The organism is Dactylosporangium sp. NPDC000244, from assembly GCF_040300725.1.
Taxonomy (GTDB): Bacteria; Actinomycetota; Actinomycetes; order Mycobacteriales; family Micromonosporaceae; genus Dactylosporangium.
In genome coordinates this window covers 111,651-126,287 of record NZ_JBEPEH010000038.1, presented here as the reverse complement: position 1 = coordinate 126,287, position 14,637 = coordinate 111,651, and the positions used below count along the sequence as shown (strand labels likewise).

Below are 14,637 nucleotides of genomic sequence, written 5' to 3'. Positions count from 1 at the left end.
TCTCGGTCCGCCCGATCGGGCGGACCGAGACCGGGTCACGGTGCCGGCGATCGGGGGTTCAGCTGCAGGTGGAGCCGTTGAGCTTGAAGCCGGTGGGGGCGGCGGCGTTGCCGGTGTGGTTGGCCTGGTAGCCGATGGTGGTGGAGCCGCCCGGGGCGAGAGTGCCGTTGTAGCTGACGTTGGTCGCGGTCACCGTGCCGCTGGTCGGGGAGTAGGTAGCGCTCCAGCCGCCGGTGATGGTCTGCCCGGCGGGCAGGGTGAAGACCAGGTTCCAGCCGTTGATGGCGGTGCTGCCGGTGTTGGTGATGGTGATGTTGTTGGTCAGGCCGGTGTTCCAGGCGTTGACCGCGTTGACGACCCGGCAGGTGCCGGTGCCACCCGGGCTGCTCTTCGAGGGCGAGGGCGACGGCGATCCGGGCGTCTTGGACGGCGACGGCGAGACGGGCGGGGTGGTGGGGGACGTGCCGCCGGCGGCGGTGATGATGGCGCTGATGATGCCCTGCTGGGTCACGGTGTTGGAACTGCGGTTGAACAGGCCGAACCCGTACTGGCCGTTGTAGCCGTTGTCCCAGTAGGCGCTCGCCCCGCCGTACTTCTTCGCGGTGGCGACCAGTGCTTTGGCGAAGTTCGCGCGGTAGGTGTTGTTCGCCGAGTCGGCTGACGTTTTGTCGATCGAGCCGTACTCACCGACGAAGAACGGATAGCCCTTGGTGACGAAGGTGTCGTACACCTTCTTCAGCATGAGATCCATGTAGTCTTCCTGGCCCCAGGTCGACTTCTTGGCCGAGTTGGTCGCGGCCGCGCCCCACTGCGTGATGTTGCCGTCCTCCTGGCCCGTGAAATCCCACGGGTCGTAGTAGTGCACGGAGATCATGAGTCGCTGCTCGCCGCTGGGGATGGAGGACGACCGGTAGGCGTCGGTGGGCAGCGAGAAGCCGTAGCTGCCCGTCGTGTACTCGATGTTGGTGTTCCAGCCCGGGATGAGCAGCCATCGCGAGGCGTTGGTGCCGCCGGTCTGCCGGACGGTGTCGACGAAGATCTGGTTGTAGGCGACGATGTTCGAGTAGCACGGCTGGGTGGGGTTGCCGTACTGCCCGTCGAACTCCTCGTTCATCGACTCGAAGATCAGGTGATCGTTGTAGCTCGCGAACTTCGTCGCGACCTGTTGCCAGACCTTCTGATACTTGGCCTTGATCGTGGTCTGGTCCGATGCGTCGCAGATCAGCCAGGAGCCGGTCACGCTCTTGTAGCCGTCGCCGTGCATGTTGATCAGCACGTACAGGCCGGAGTTGTAGGCGTAGTTGACGACCTCCTGAACCCGGTTCAACCAGGCCGAGTCGACGGTGTAGTTCGGGCCGGCCCCGATCTTGCCCAGGTACGAGATGGGAATGCGGATCGTCTTGAAGCCCGATGCCTTCACCCGGTCGATGAGGGCCTGGGTGATGACCGGGTTGCCCCAGGCCGTCTCGCTGGGAATGCCGTTGGCGTTGGCCTCCAGCTGATTGCCGAGGTTCCACCCGGCGCCCATGTCGGCGACCAACTGGGGGGCGGTCAGCTGCACCGCGGCGTTGGCCGCGGTCGACCTCGTCACGCCGTACACGGCTCCGGCGAGGGCCAGGGTGGCGGCAACGACTGCGAGCCCGGCCCTCCTGACTGTCGAACTCATGAGGCTTCCTCTCCTACGGTCTCGAGCGCCGGACGTGGCGGCGTCTTCGGTCCGAACCTGGCGAGGAGTGTTGCCACGGGCGCGACGGGTGTCAATCGACGCGCTTCGACGAACATGTTCGGCGGGTCGGTGCGGGCCGCGGAGCAGCCGGTTTGCTGGCGGCGGCCGCGAACCGGCTCTGCATCTTTCGGCAACGAGTGGCCGCGAATGGCCGGCGCGGGGCGGGAAACTTACCTCGGCGGAGGGGGCAGCTGGTCGGAGTCACAGGGCGCCAGTGGCATATTCCGGAACCTCACGACGGTTCGGTCCACTCGTCGTGGGTGAGGAAGCGATCGATCACCGCGGTGTACGGGTTCGGGTCGAGCTGCTTCCGCTCGGCCCAGGCGTCGTCGTAGTAGGTGCTGCGGTACGCGGCAGCGCCGTCGCAGATCAGGGTGGCGATGCTTCCCGTTTCGCCGCGCCGGCGCATGCCGTGGGCGATGCGCAGGGCGCCCCAGAGATTGGTGCCGGTCGACGGGCCGACCGACCAGCCGGTGGTGGCCGCGAGATGGCGCATGGCGGCCAGGCTCGCCGCGTCGGGTACGGGCATCATGAGATCGACGACCGCGGGCAGGAACGCCGGTTCGACGCGGGGCCGGCCGATGCCTTCGATCCGTGACGGCATCCCGGTTCCGTATCCCGGATAGCCGGTGACCCAGCTGGGCCAGTATGCGGAGTTCTCCGGGTCCACCACCGCGAGTCGCGTGGGATACCCGTGATACCGCAGGTGCCGGCCCAGGGTCGCGCTGGTCGTCCCGGTGCCGGCGCCCACCACGGCCCACGCGGGCGGCTCACCTTCGCGCGCGATCACCTGGGCGGTCAGGGTGGCGCCGACGCTGTCGAAGCCGCGCCAGTCCTCGGCATGCGCCGCGGACGTCAGGTGGTCGAGGTAGTGGCCGCCGAGTTCCGCCGCGAGCCTGGCGGCCTCGTCGTAGATGGCGACGGGTGGGTCGAACGGGTGGCAGCGGCCACCGTGTCGCTCGATGCGCTCCCGTTTCGCCGCCGGCGTCCTGCCCGGCACGACGGCGACGAAGGGCAGGCCTAGCACGGCCGCGAAGTAGGCGGTGGCGACCGCCGTGTTGCCCGCCGTCGCCTCGACCACGGTCGTTCCCTCGCCGATGTCACCGCGGGCGATCGCGTCTTCCATCAGCCGACGGACCAGGCGGTGCTTGAGGCTTCCGGTGGGACGCTGCGACTCGTCCTGGAAGTACAGCGAGATACCCCACGGCTCCGGAAGCGCGTACCGGCGCAGTGGCGCCGGCGTCTCCGCGGCCGCCTCGGCACGCAACCGCTCCAGCGCCTGCTGCGCCCACAGTCGTGTCACGAGAGTGCGCCGGGCTGATCCGAGGCGGCGGCCAGTGGCGCCAGGCCGGCGAAGACGATGGTCAGCATGCGGGCGCGGACCTCGTCGTCCAGCGCGGTCGTGCGCGAGGTGGCGACGAGGAGCGCGTAGACCTCGGGCAGCTCGACGTCGTCGCGGACCGCACCGGCCGATTGGGCGCGCCGCAGCAGTACACCCACGGCACCGCGCAAACCGTTGGCGGCTTGGTGGGCCTCGCCGCCGGTGTCGCCGCCGGCGTCGAGCAGGGCCTCGCCGATCGTGATCTTCGCGGGCGCGTCGGCGACGAGGTGGCGGAAGAAGCCGTAGAACGCCGCACCCGGGTCCCCGGTGTCGTGCAGCGCCTCGGCCTCGGCGCGCAGCCGATCGTACCGACGGATGAGCACGGCCTGCAGGAGTGCCGCCTTGGTGGGGAAGTGGCGGAAGACCGTGGCGATGCCGACCCCGGCCAGCCGGGCCACCTCCTCCGTGGACGCGGTCGCGCCGCCGCGGCCGAACACGTCCTCGGCGGCGTCCAGGATGCGGTCGCGGTTCGCCTGTCCGTCGCTGCGCATGCCCACCCTTGCTAAACGAAGTCTGGACTCCGTAGCATCGGAGTCGTCACTTCGGATAGTACAGGAGGCCGTCATGACCCCTCGTGAGGTGTTCCTCGCCCTCGTCAACGGTGTCGCGGACGAGCGCTGGGACGAGCTGCCCGGGCTCTACGCGGAGCGGACCGACGTCGTGCACCCGTTCCACCCGCGGCGCGACCCGGCCATGCGCACCCGCGCCGAGCTCGCCGAGCACTTCCGCCCCACCGGTGAAGGCCCGCGGCTGCGGCGCCGGGTCACGGACGTCGTCATCCACGAGACCGCGGACCCGGAGGTGATCGTGGCGGAGTTCGCGTACGCCGGCGTCAACGAGGACACCGGCGAACCCTTCCGGACGCCGGGCATCTTCGTGCTGCGCGTGCGCGACGGGCAGATCGTCGAGTCCCGCGACTACTTCGACCACCTCACGTCCGCGCGGATTCGCGGCCAGAAAATTTCTTAGCGGACCTGTCGATTGGCGTGGGGGTGGTTCGTAGCCCTGGTGAGAGCCCGGCACACATGGCCGGTCCGGACACCACTGGAGGGCATCATGACCACCACGCTTCCCACCACCCGCACCGCGACGTCGAGCATCCCCGCGCTGATCGGGCACGGTGTCGCCGCCACGGTCGCCGCGAGCGCCGCGACCATGGCCGTCGCCGCCGGCGGGCACGCCGCCGGGATCAGCCTCGACATGGCCGGCCAGCCGATCCCGGTCGCCGGGTTCGGGACGCTGACCGCGATCTTCTCGCTGGTCGGCGTGGTACTGGCCGCGGTGCTGGCCCGCTTCGCCCGGCGGCCGCGGCGCGTGTTCGTCCGCACGACGGTGGTGCTGACGGCGCTGTCGCTGGTGCCCGACGTGCTCGCGGACTCCGCTCTTGGTACGAAGGCGCTGCTGATGCTCACGCACCTGGTCGCCGCCGCGATCGTTGTCCCGCTCGTCGCCCGCCGCCTGTCCGCCTGAGCTTCCTGCCGAGAAGGGAACAACCGTCATGAAGCAGTACCTGCTGGCCGTGCACTACGTCGAGGGCGCCCCCGCGATGTCCGACGAGGAGACGCAGCACATGTTCCGCGAGACCGAGCGGATCAACCAGGAGATGGTGAAGACCGGCACCTGGGTCTTCGGCGGGGGACTCCTGCCGCCGGAGAGCTCCACCGTCGTGCGGACCGGCCAGGGCGGCACCACCATGACCGACGGGCCGTTCGCCGAGACCCGCGAGCACCTCGCCGGCTTCTGGGTCATCCGCTGCGCGGACCTGGACGAGGCGCTGGCCTGGGCCGAGCAGTGCTCGCGAGCCTGCGGCCCGATCGAGGTGCGACCCTTCGACGAGCTGTCCCAGGGCTGAACCCGCGTGGATCTGGCGGAGATCTACCGCGCGGAGTACGGCCGCTGCGTCGCCACCCTGGCCCGCTTCCTCGGCGACATCAACCTCGCCGAGGAAGCGGTCCAGGACGCCTTCGCCACGGCGGTGCAGAAATGGCAGGCGCCGCCGCCGAACCCGGGCGCCTGGATCGTGACCACCGCGCGGAACCGGGCCATCGACCGGCTCCGCCGCGAGTCGACCCGCGAGGCCCGGCACGCCGAGGCCCTGCTGCTGCACCACCAGGACGAGCCCGAGGAGGTGGGACCCGTGCGAGACGACCAGCTGCGCCTCATCTTCACCTGCTGCCACCCGGCCCTCGCGCCCGACGCGCGGACCGCCCTCACCCTGCGGCTGCTCGGCGGCCTCGAGACGCCCGAGATCGCCCGGGCCTACCTCATCCCGGAGGCGACCGTCGCCCAGCGGATCGTGCGCGCCAAGAAGAAGATCCGCGACGCCGGCATCCCCTACCGGGTCCCCGCCGCCCACGAGCTGCCGGACCGGCTGCCGCCCGTGCTCACCGTGCTCTACCTGATGTTCAACGAGGGCTACGCGGCCACCGCCGGTCCGCTGATCCGCACCGACCTGTGCGCCGAGGCGATCCGGCTCGCCCGCGAGCTCGCCGCGCTGATGCCCGACGAGCCCGAGGTCCTCGGCCTGCTCGCCCTGCTGCTGCTCACCGAGGCGCGCCGCCCCGCCCGCCTCGGCCCGGACGGCGAGCCGGTGCTGCTCGCCGCGCAGGACCGGACGCGGTGGAACCGGGCCCTCATCGCCGAGGGCCATGACCTGGTCCGCCGGTGCCTGCGGCGCAACCGGCCCGGCCCGTACCAGATCCAGGCGGCGATCAACGCGGTCCACACCGACGGCGACGCCACCGACTGGCCGCAGGTCCTGGCGCTTTACGACCAGCTGTACGCGCTCACGCCCACCCCGATCGTCGCGCTCAACCGTGCGGTCGCGGTCGCCGAGGTGCACGGGCCGGCGGTGGCCCTCGCCGTGCTCGAGGACGTCGACCTGCCGGGGTACCACCGGCTGCCCGCCGCCCGCGCCGAGCTGCTGGCCCGCCTCGGACGGAACGCGGAGGCGGCGGAGGCCTACGACCAGGCCATCGCGCTGGCCACCAACGAGACCGAGCGCGCGTACCTGCGCGGGCGCCGGGCCCAGACGTAGATAGGGTGCACGCATGGTCGGGGTCGACGACATCCGCGCGATCACCAGGACACTCGAGCGCGCCTACGAGGTCGTGGTGCGGGACCGCATCAAGTGGCGGGTCGGGCAGATCGTCTTCGCGGCCCTCTCCCGCGACGAGGCGATCATGGGCTTCGGCTACCCGAAGGAGGGCCGGGACGCGCTGGTCGAGGCCGAGCCGGACAAGTTCCTCCTCCCGCCGCCGTCGGACCTGCGCTTCAACTGGGCCTGCGCGCGGATGGCCGCCCTCGACCCGGAGGAGCTCGACGAACTCGTCGTCAACGCCTGGATCATGACCGTGCCGAAGAAGGTGTGGATGCCGTACCTCGCCGCCCGCGGGCGCTGATCAGGCGACGGCGCAGGCCGTGCCGTTGAGTGAGAACGCCGTCGGGGCGGAGGCGTTGCCGGTGTGGTTGGCCTGGAAGCCGATGCTCGTCGAGCCGCCCGCCGGGATGCCCGCGTTGTAGCTCACGTTGCGCGCCGTGACCGCTCCGCTCGCCGGTGCGTAGGTTGCGTTCCAGCCGGAGGTGATCGTCTGGCCCGCGGGGAGCGTGAAGGTCAGCGCCCAGCCGTTGACGGCGGCCGCGCCGGTGTTCGCGATCGTGACGTTGGTCGTCAGGCCGGTGTTCCAGGCATTGATGCTGTACGTCACCTTGCACCCTCCCGGCCCCGCGCTGGACGGCTTCGGACCGGCCGAGGACGTGCCGGGAGTGGGTGACGTACCGCCGGCATTGCCGATGCTGCCCGGCACCGACAGCAGCGCGTTGTACCAGACCGTCGCCATCTTGCCGTAGCCCACCGGCCCCGGGTGGATGCCGTCGAGCAGGTCGGCCGTCGTCAGCGCGCTGTACATGTCGACGAGGTGCAGGTGCTTGCCCGCGTTGACGCGGGACTGCACGATGCCCGGGATGGCGGCGTTGTACGTGCGTACCGTCGCGTCGCAGCACTGCACCGGAATGATCTGCGCCACGAACACGTCGGCGTTGGGCGCCAGCGCCGTGATGTGGTCCAGCAGCGTGGCCAGCCGCGCCGGGGCGCCCGCCGGGTCGCTGCCGTAGATGTCGTTCGTGCCGATGTGCAGCAGGATCGTGCGCGGGGTGTACGCCGGCAGCCAGGTGCCGACGTTGGCGTCGATCTGCGCGATGGTCCAGCCGGAGTGCCCCTCGTGGTCGTGGTCGCCGAGACTCGACGGACCGTTGGACATCGACCCGACGAAGTCGACCTTGTAGCCGCCGGCCACGAGCTTGCTCCACAGGTCGATGCGGTAGCCGCCGGCGACGCTCAGCCCCTCGGTGAGCGAGTCACCCAGCGGCATGACCCGCACCCCGCCGTTCGATTCGGCGCTGGCGGTGCCGACGGCGAGTACCGTCGCCGCAGTCAACGCGGCCAGGGCGGACACCATCGCGAAGAGGCGCTTGGCACTCGGCATGCCCCGACCCTGGCACGGTGTCCCGGGACAGGGCCAGGAAGCGCTTCGACAGTGGCCAAACCCCCTGCTCGCCGCATGAAAGTTGCGGCATCCGATCATGGTTCCGTGCGTGAGGTGTACGCTCGCCGTCCGGTCGGAGGGAAACGGTGATGGACGAGCTTGTCCGCGAGGCGCGGGACGCGTGGTCGGCGCAGGACTGGGAACGGTCGGCGGCGCTGTACGAGCAGCTCGCCCTTCAGGCGCCGGACGACCCACGGGTCGGCGACTGGTGGTACGACGCCGCGCTGGCGTACAAGTTCCGGCGCAACTGGGCGCAGGCGTACCGGCTCGGCATCCAGGCCGCGGCCCACGCCCCGCGCGGCCGGCGGGACCCGGCATTCTGGAATCTCGGCATCGCCGCGACGATCCAGCGCGACTGGGCAACGGCCCGCGACGCCTGGTCGTCGTTCGGCATCGAACTGCCGGCCGGCGACGGCCCCATCGTGGGCGACTTCGGTCGTGCGTGCGTGCGGCTCACCGGCGCCGAGGGATCGGAGGTCGTCTGGGTCCAGCGGCTGTGCCCGACCCGGGCCCGGGTGATCAACGTGCCGTTCGACACCTCTCGGCGGTACGGCGAGATCGTCGTCCACGACGGGGAGCCCAAGGGCGATCGGGTGGTCGGCGACCGAACCTACCGGGTGTTCGACGAGCTCATGCTGTTCGAGCCGTCCGACCTGCCGACACTGGCCGCGACCGTGACCGCGGAGCCCGCCGCCCTCGAGGCGCTGTCCGACCTGTTCGACGAGAACGGCTTCGGCTTCGAGCCGCTGCGCAACGGCTACGTCCTGTGCAAGTGCTGCAGCGAAGGCTCGGTCACGCAGGAGGCCCGGCCACTCGGCGGCGAACAGCGGTGCCTCATCGCCGCCCCGCCGGACCGGGCTCGCGAACTGCTCGACGCCTGGCGGAGCGCGACCACCGGCACGTGGGCGGACCTGCACATCGCGACTTGAGCGGGCCTCCCAGCGCGCGGTCGCGTAACGTCCGGGCCGACAGCATCAGGCAACGTCGCAGGGAGCAGACCCATCGACGCCTCCGACACGATCACCCTGTGGCGACCCACCGGGCAGGCCGAGCTCGATCTGGTCGCGGCGTCCGGGTGGCGGGCCTGGCCGGCGCGCCTGCCGGACCAGCCGATCTTCTATCCGGTACTCAACCGCTGGTACGCGACGAAGATCGCCCGCGAGTGGAACGTCCCGGCCAGTGGCGTCGGCTACGTGACGCGGTTCGAGGTCGAGCGCGCGTACCTGGACCGGTACGAGGTTCAGCAGGTCGGTGGCCGCGACGTGCTGGAGTACTGGATCCCCGCGGAGGAGCTTGCCGACCTCAACGCCCACATCGTCGGCGCGATCACCGAAGAGGCCGACTACCGCGGTCCCGTGAGCGACCAGGAGTTCACCGACGCGCACGACGCGCTCGGCTCAGAGCTTCCAGCCGGGTGGCGGGCCTACTTGCAGGGCGCGTCGTGGTTCCGGCGAGGATGGATGACGAGCGGGGCCGATGTGTGGCTCAACACGCCTCGCGAGATGCTTGAGCTGCACCAGGCATGGGACGAGAGCACCGATGCCCATCCCGGCATCGCGATCATCGGCGGTGACGGGTCCCGCGAGCAGCTCGTGCTCGACCTGCGCAGCGACCCCGCGCCGGTGCTGCTGGTCGACATCACCAGCGGCGGATGGGACGACGCCGTCCGGCAAGCCGATGATGTCGGCGAGCTCGTCGACCGCATCGAGGCGGGCACCTTCGCATTCGACTTCGGGGATTCGCATCGTGCGGCCTGAGGGCGTCGCGCTGCCGCGGCCGCACGGCCCGCTGCAGAATCGCGTGCTGCCGACCGGGGAGATCGTGGCCGACCCGGCCCGGGGAACGCTGATGGGCAATCGGGGCTGTCTGCACGGCTCCGGCCGGGAGCTCGGGGTCGCCCGCTGGCGCTCCAAACTGTGGATCTGCTGCACGCTGACCTGGAAGGACGTTCGCCGGGACCCGATGCCGCCGGGGCGCTGGACGGCGTTGTTCTTCCTCGACGAGGCGACCGCGCTGGCCGCCGGGCACCGGCCGTGCGCGTACTGCCGGCGCGCCGGCTTCCTCGCCTACGCCGAGGCGTGGCGCGAGGCGGAACACCTCGCCCGGCGACCGCGGGCGCACGAGATGGACGCGCGCCTGCACGATGAGCGGGTCGAGCCGCGGACCCGCCGGCAGATCACCCGGCCGGCCCGCTGCGCCGACCTGCCCGCCGGTGCGATGGTCCGGCTCGGCGACGGAACCGTCGGGCTGGTGTCGCGGCGGCGGTTCCTGCCGTGGGCCGCCACCGGCTACGGCCCGTCGCGGCCGCTGCCGGAGCGGGCCGAGCTGCTCACCCCGCCCGCGTCGGTGGCGGCGCTGCGGGCCGGCTACCGCCCCGCGGTCCACCCGAGCGCCGGGCGGTGAGCGCCCGGGCGGCCGGGCCGCCCGGGCGCTGGCGCATCGGCTACTCGAAGAACTTGAGGCCGAAGCCGGTGTCGCTGGTCGCGCCGGGGACGTTGGCCCGGCGGTACGTCACGCTGCCCCACCAGACGGCCGTGCCGGTGTACCAGTAGCGCGCCGACCAGGAGTACGGCGTGCCCTTGGCGACCGCGTGGTACATGGTCGGGAAGCGGTTGCCGGACGGCGGGCTGGTCGCGATGTCACCCCGTTCGAGGACGAACGAGTGGTGGCCGGGGCCGTCGACGTACAGCGTCGGGTCCCACCCGGACATCATGTTGGGCGCGTACGAGCCGAAGAGGCAGCCGTTGCTCTTGTACCAGTCCCACACGTACGTCGGGTCGCCGCCCGCCCGCAGGCGCAGGTCGGCGAGGCAGTACTTGCTGCTCCAGCTGCCGTTCGCGGAGTACACGATGTGCAGCTGGCCCTTGGGGTCCAGGATCGGCTCGGGGGCCTCGTTGATGTAGGGGTTGCCGACCGTGCGCTCCCACGACTCGCGCGGCTGGGAGATGACGTACCGGGCGCCGGTGGCCGTGGTCGCGTTGGCCATCCGCGCGATGTAGAGGTTCTGCTCGACGTTCGTGTCGCCCGACCAGCCGGACCACACGAACCAGCGCTGGCCCTGGAACGTGAACGGCACGCCGTCGATGGCCCACTTGTCGTTGGGCAGCGCGACCTTCACGGCGGCCGTGTAGCCGGAGTCGGGAGTGGCCGAGTCGATGTGGTACATCCGGTGCGCGGCGCCGGTGCCGGCGGAGAAGTAGACGTGATAGCGCCCGTCCTGGTAGACGATCTCGGGCGCCCACACCTCGCCGAGGCCGGTGTCCTTCCACACCTGCTTCTTCGGCGCGGAGGCGATTCCGGCCAGGGAGGTGGCCGTGCGGATCGCCACGCCGCCGTCGACCGACTTGGCCGCGACGTAGAGTCCGTTGACCTTGATGACGCTGGGGTCGGCGCCACCGAGCGTGGTGGCACCGGCGTTGGCGGTTCCGGCAGTGGTGAGCGCCGGCACGAGGGCGAGGGCGCCGGCGATGACGAGGGCGGCGGCACCGGAGCGGCGAATGCGGGGCATGGTTCGCAACATCTCCCAGCTCACGCGCGCCTGTCAATAGAAGGACGCGAAATTGTAAGCTTCCCTTAAAGTATCATCGACGGCGTCGGGGGTGAAGCGATCGGGGCGGCCCGCGGGCCACCCGATCGCCGAGGGCGGCGTGTTCTACCGGCTCACCGGGCTGCGGCGCTGCCTCGGTCGCCGACCCGGCGCAGGACGGTCAGCACGGCCGCGCCGATGGGCTCGGCGAGGGTGAATCGGAAGTCCGCGGGCACGCCGTCCGCGAAGAGCCGGTCGCCCTCGCCGGTCACCACCGGGAAGGTGATGAGCCGGTACTCGTCGACGAGGCCGGCCGCCGCGAGCGCGTGCGCGAGGCTCAGGCTGCCGATCACGACGATGTCGCGCCGCTCGCGTTCCGCCCGGGCCCACGCGACCGGGTCGCCGTCGATCGCCTCCGAGTTCGGCCAGGCCGACGCGTCGATGGCGCCCCGCGTGGCGACCCGCTTCGGCACGGCGTTCATGAGCTTGGCGTAGTCGTCGTCCCGACCCGGCCACAGCCGTGCGAACGCCTCCCAGGTCTTGCGGCCGTACAGCTGCACGCCCGTCTGCATCAGCTCGCCCAGCCGGAACTTGTCGTCGCTCACCGGCCCCGAGCCGAAGCGGAACGCCCACCCGCCGTAGCCGGTCCCGGCCCGCCCGTCGGGGTCGGACACCACGCCGTCGAGCGTGACGAACTGTACGACGATGACGTCACCCATCGTGAAACTCCCTTGCCCGGTGGCGACCCGTCCGGCCGCCCTCACGAACACATACCGGTGGCGGCGGCCGGACTCATCGCTCAGTACGCTGCGGCTTGTGGAGGATTTCGAGGCGTTCCGCGGCGACCTGCTGGTGCACTGCTACCGGATGCTCGGCTCGTACCACGAGGCCGAGGACCTGGTGCAGGAGACGCTGCTGCGGGCCTGGCGGGCGGCCGACCGCTACGATCCGCGGCGCTCCTCGCCGCGCACCTGGCTGCACCGCATCGCCACGAACGCCTGCCTCACCGCGCTCGAGGGCCGGGCCCGCCGGCCGCTGCCGAGCGGGCTCGGGCCGGCCGGAGACGATCCGATGGTACCGCTGAAGCCCGATCCTGACATCGCGTGGCTCCAGCCGTTTCCGGACGATCCCGCCGCGGCCGCCGAGCAGCGCGCCGGGCTCCGGCTCGCCTTCGTCGCGGCCCTGCAACTGCTGCCCGCCCGGCAGCGCGCGATCCTGCTGCTGCGCGAGGTGCTCGAGCTGTCGGCCGCCGAGGTCGCCGAGGCGCTCGGCACCAGCGTCGCCGCCGTGAACAGCGGCCTGCAGCGGGCCCGGGCCGCGCTGCACACCGCCGCGCCGGCGCTCGAGGACCTCCGAGACCCGGCCGACCCGGGGGAGCGGGCCGCGATCGAGCGGTACCTGACGGCGTTCGAGGCGGCCGACGTGCCCGGCCTGACCAGGCTGCTCGCCGACGACGTGATCCTGGAGATGCCGCCGGTGCCGCTGTGGCTCGTGGGCCGCGCCCACTACGGCGCGTTCATGGAGCGCGTCTTCGCGATGCGCGGCCCCGGCTGGCGCCTGCGGGTCGTGGCGGCCAACGGCGGCCCGGCGCTCGCGACCTACGCCCCCGACCCGGCCACCGGCGGCGTCCGGGCCCACTCGGTGCAGGTGTTCGCCGTGCGCGACGGCCTGATCCGGCACAACGTCACCTTCGCCGACCCGGCGGTCTTCACCCTGTTCGGGCTCCCGACAGACACCGTGCCGCATTGACGAGGCCGACGAGGCTGAACGCCTGCGGCGTGTTGCCGAGGTGCCGTCCGGTGGCCGGGTCGCACTCCTCGGCCAGCAGCCCCACGTCGTTGCGCAGCGACAGCAGCCGCTCGAACAGCTCGTGGGCCTCCTTGCCGCGGCCGATGCCGTCGAGCGCCTCGACGAGCCAGAAGGAGCAGGCGACGAAGGCGCCCTCGTGGTCGTCGCGGTAGCGCATCAGCAGCCCGTCGCGGCTCAGATCGCGCTGGATGGCGTCGATGGTGCCGACCACCCGCGGGTCGTCGTAGGGCAGGAACCCGGCCCGCGGGATGAGCAGCAGGGCGGCGTCCATCCGCGCCGAGCCGTAGCACTGGGTGAAGGTGTTGCGCTCCGAGTCGAAGCCGCGCTCGCACACCTCCGCGTGGATCGCGTCCCGGGTGCGCCGCCACGCGTCCACCGGGCCCGGCAGCCCGAGCCGCTCCACGGTCCGGATCGCGCGGTCGAAGCCGGCCCAGGCCATCACCTTCGAGTGCACGTACTGCTGCCGCTCGCCCCGGACCTCCCACAGGCTGCTGTCCGGCTCCCGCCAGTGGCCCTCGAGGTGCTCCAGGAGGTCGCGCTGGCGGTCCCAGGCGTCGTCCGTCGCGACGATCCCGGACTCGCGGGCGAGGTGCAGGCCGTCGAGCACCTCGCCCCACACGTCGAGCTGGCGCTGTCCCGCGGCCGCGTTGCCGATGCGGACCGGGGCGCTGCCGCGGTGGCCCGGCAGCCAGTCCACAGTGGACTCCGGGACCCGGCGGGTGCCGTCGAGGCCGTACATGATCTGCAGGTCGGCGGGGTCGCCGGCGATCGCCCGGAGCAGCCATTCGCGCCAGGCCCTGGCCTCGGCGACGTGGCCGGTGCCGAGCAGCGCCTGGAGGGTGAAGGTGGCGTCGCGCAGCCAGCAGTACCGGTAGTCCCAGTTGCGGCTCCCGCCGGGCTCCTCGGGCAGCGAGGTGGTCGCGGCGGCGACGATCCCGCCGGTCGGCGCGTAGGTGAGGGCCTTGAGCAGGATCAGCGAGCGGCGCACGGGCTCGGCCCACGGCCCGTCGTGCATGCCGGACTCGATCCAGTCGGACCAGAACCGGTGCGTGTCGCGCAGCGCCTGCTCGGGATCGACCCGCGCGGGCACCGGCCGGTGCGAGCGCTGATACGTGAGCACGAACGGGATCCGCTGCCCGGCGCCGACGGTGAAGTCGGCCGAGACGGTGCCGTCGGCGGAGTGTTGCGGCACGCCCGCGGACAGCCAGGCCGCGTCCGGCCCGGCGATCGCCCGCATGCCCGAGTCGCAGCTGCGCAGCCACGGGGTCACGTGGCCGTAGTCGAACCGCAGGACGAGCTCGGTGTGCATGCGGACCTGGCCCCGGACCCCCTCGACGATGCGGACCACGTCGGCCGCCTCGCCCCGCGGTGGCATGCAGTCGATGATCCGGACCTCGCCGTCGCCGGTGTCCCACTCGGTGTGCAGCACCAGGCTGTCGCCCGCGTAGGAGCGCCGGGTCGCGGCCCCGTGCCCGGCCGGGGGCGATGCGCCACCGCCCGTGCCGTTCGTCGCCGAGCAGCGCGGCGAAGCACGCGGGCGCGTCGAAGCGGGGCAGGCACAGCCAGTCGATGGAACCGTCCCGCCCGACCAGCGCGGCGGTGTGCAGGTCGCCGATCAGCGCGTAGTCCTCGATGGCCGACGGCATCGGCG

At 71.7% G+C, this 14,637-nt stretch carries 15 protein-coding genes and 2 pseudogenes; 9 read left to right on the top strand and 8 right to left on the bottom strand.

The window, feature by feature from the left end; translation table 11 throughout:
- Positions 1-58: 58 nt before the first annotated feature.
- The 3 genes from ABT369_RS43075 to ABT369_RS43065 all read right to left on the bottom strand — a co-directional run bounded on the left by ABT369_RS43075 (position 59) and on the right by ABT369_RS43065 (position 3,598).
- Entirely contained in the window at positions 59-1,666 is a 1,608-nt protein-coding gene (locus tag ABT369_RS43075; RefSeq protein ID WP_350621683.1) for a cellulase family glycosylhydrolase, read from the bottom strand.
- Between the two features lie 292 nt (positions 1,667-1,958).
- Positions 1,959-3,029, bottom strand: coding sequence for a PLP-dependent cysteine synthase family protein (locus ABT369_RS43070; RefSeq protein WP_350621681.1), 1,071 nt, complete (start codon positions 3,027-3,029; stop codon positions 1,959-1,961).
- Positions 3,026-3,598 carry a TetR/AcrR family transcriptional regulator gene (locus ABT369_RS43065; protein ID WP_350621678.1) on the bottom strand — a complete coding sequence of 191 codons (573 nt, stop codon included), beginning with the start codon at positions 3,596-3,598 and terminating at the stop codon, positions 3,026-3,028. Before ABT369_RS43065 ends, ABT369_RS43070 begins: the two co-directional genes overlap by 4 nt.
- Positions 3,599-3,671: 73 nt before the next feature.
- On the opposite strand from ABT369_RS43065, the gene ABT369_RS43060 reads away from it, so the two are divergent.
- From ABT369_RS43060 to ABT369_RS43040, 5 genes are all read left to right on the top strand, one after another.
- The gene (locus ABT369_RS43060; RefSeq protein WP_350621676.1) at positions 3,672-4,076 is read left to right on the top strand and encodes a nuclear transport factor 2 family protein; all 405 of its coding nucleotides are present in this window, start codon (positions 3,672-3,674) and stop codon (positions 4,074-4,076) included.
- A gap of 87 nt (positions 4,077-4,163) precedes the next feature.
- Complete coding sequence (locus ABT369_RS43055; protein WP_350621674.1) at positions 4,164-4,577, top strand: DUF6069 family protein; 414 nt, start codon at positions 4,164-4,166, stop codon at positions 4,575-4,577.
- Positions 4,578-4,605: 28 nt separating this feature from the next.
- Positions 4,606-4,959 (top strand): YciI family protein, encoded by a 354-nt coding sequence (locus ABT369_RS43050; protein WP_350621671.1) that lies wholly within the window; start codon positions 4,606-4,608, stop codon positions 4,957-4,959.
- A 6-nt stretch (positions 4,960-4,965) separates the two neighbouring features.
- Positions 4,966-6,144 (top strand): RNA polymerase sigma factor, encoded by a 1,179-nt coding sequence (locus ABT369_RS43045; protein ID WP_350621669.1) that lies wholly within the window; start codon positions 4,966-4,968, stop codon positions 6,142-6,144.
- Positions 6,145-6,157: 13 nt separating this feature from the next.
- Complete coding sequence (locus ABT369_RS43040; RefSeq protein WP_350621666.1) at positions 6,158-6,508, top strand: MmcQ/YjbR family DNA-binding protein; 351 nt, start codon at positions 6,158-6,160, stop codon at positions 6,506-6,508.
- Here ABT369_RS43040 and ABT369_RS43035 read toward each other — a convergent pair whose 3' ends face one another.
- Positions 6,509-7,591: a cellulose binding domain-containing protein gene (locus tag ABT369_RS43035; protein WP_350621664.1), complete on the bottom strand. Its 1,083-nt coding sequence runs from the start codon at positions 7,589-7,591 to the stop codon at positions 6,509-6,511.
- A 149-nt stretch (positions 7,592-7,740) separates the two neighbouring features.
- Between ABT369_RS43035 and ABT369_RS43030 the strand changes: the two genes are divergently transcribed.
- The 3 genes and pseudogenes from ABT369_RS43030 to ABT369_RS43020 all read left to right on the top strand — a co-directional run bounded on the left by ABT369_RS43030 (position 7,741) and on the right by ABT369_RS43020 (position 10,054).
- A complete protein-coding gene (locus ABT369_RS43030; RefSeq protein ID WP_350621662.1) occupies positions 7,741-8,580 on the top strand; it encodes a tetratricopeptide repeat protein in 840 nt (279 codons plus the stop codon).
- A gap of 72 nt (positions 8,581-8,652) precedes the next feature.
- Positions 8,653-9,000 (top strand): annotated as a pseudogene (locus ABT369_RS43025) (ADP-ribosylation/crystallin J1); the annotation flags it as partial.
- A 397-nt stretch (positions 9,001-9,397) separates the two neighbouring features.
- The gene (locus ABT369_RS43020) at positions 9,398-10,054 is read left to right on the top strand and encodes a hypothetical protein (RefSeq protein ID WP_350621660.1); all 657 of its coding nucleotides are present in this window, start codon (positions 9,398-9,400) and stop codon (positions 10,052-10,054) included.
- 40 nt (positions 10,055-10,094) lie between these two features.
- On the opposite strand, the gene ABT369_RS43015 is transcribed toward ABT369_RS43020, so the two are convergent.
- Positions 10,095-11,159: a glycoside hydrolase family 43 protein gene (locus ABT369_RS43015; RefSeq protein WP_350621658.1), complete on the bottom strand. Its 1,065-nt coding sequence runs from the start codon at positions 11,157-11,159 to the stop codon at positions 10,095-10,097.
- Positions 11,160-11,311: 152 nt separating this feature from the next.
- Complete coding sequence (locus ABT369_RS43010) at positions 11,312-11,896, bottom strand: dihydrofolate reductase family protein (RefSeq protein ID WP_350621655.1); 585 nt, start codon at positions 11,894-11,896, stop codon at positions 11,312-11,314.
- A gap of 97 nt (positions 11,897-11,993) precedes the next feature.
- Between ABT369_RS43010 and ABT369_RS43005 the strand changes: the two genes are divergently transcribed.
- Positions 11,994-12,926 carry a sigma-70 family RNA polymerase sigma factor gene (locus ABT369_RS43005; protein ID WP_350621653.1) on the top strand — a complete coding sequence of 311 codons (933 nt, stop codon included), beginning with the start codon at positions 11,994-11,996 and terminating at the stop codon, positions 12,924-12,926.
- On the opposite strand, the gene ABT369_RS43000 is transcribed toward ABT369_RS43005, so the two are convergent.
- Both ABT369_RS43000 and ABT369_RS42995 read right to left on the bottom strand, forming a co-directional pair.
- Entirely contained in the window at positions 12,886-14,415 is a 1,530-nt protein-coding gene (locus ABT369_RS43000) for a glycoside hydrolase family 15 protein (protein ID WP_350621651.1), read from the bottom strand. The genes ABT369_RS43005 and ABT369_RS43000 overlap by 41 nt on opposite strands.
- A gap of 100 nt (positions 14,416-14,515) precedes the next feature.
- A pseudogene (locus ABT369_RS42995) lies at positions 14,516-14,632 on the bottom strand (hypothetical protein); the annotation flags it as partial.
- Between the last annotated feature and the right edge of the window lie 5 nt (positions 14,633-14,637).

Coding starts and splice junctions, on each gene's coding strand:
- ABT369_RS43075 (WP_350621683.1), bottom strand. CDS start 1,666: ATGAGTTCGACAGTCAGGAGGGCCGGGCTCGCAGTCGTTGCCGCCACC.
- ABT369_RS43035 (WP_350621664.1), bottom strand. CDS start 7,591: ATGCCGAGTGCCAAGCGCCTCTTCGCGATGGTGTCCGCCCTGGCCGCG.
- ABT369_RS43040 (WP_350621666.1), top strand. CDS start 6,158: ATGGTCGGGGTCGACGACATCCGCGCGATCACCAGGACACTCGAGCGC.
- ABT369_RS43055 (WP_350621674.1), top strand. CDS start 4,164: ATGACCACCACGCTTCCCACCACCCGCACCGCGACGTCGAGCATCCCC.
- ABT369_RS43050 (WP_350621671.1), top strand. CDS start 4,606: ATGAAGCAGTACCTGCTGGCCGTGCACTACGTCGAGGGCGCCCCCGCG.
- ABT369_RS43010 (WP_350621655.1), bottom strand. CDS start 11,896: ATGGGTGACGTCATCGTCGTACAGTTCGTCACGCTCGACGGCGTGGTG.
- ABT369_RS43030 (WP_350621662.1), top strand. CDS start 7,741: ATGGACGAGCTTGTCCGCGAGGCGCGGGACGCGTGGTCGGCGCAGGAC.
- ABT369_RS43060 (WP_350621676.1), top strand. CDS start 3,672: ATGACCCCTCGTGAGGTGTTCCTCGCCCTCGTCAACGGTGTCGCGGAC.
- ABT369_RS43065 (WP_350621678.1), bottom strand. CDS start 3,598: ATGCGCAGCGACGGACAGGCGAACCGCGACCGCATCCTGGACGCCGCC.
- ABT369_RS43015 (WP_350621658.1), bottom strand. CDS start 11,159: ATGCCCCGCATTCGCCGCTCCGGTGCCGCCGCCCTCGTCATCGCCGGC.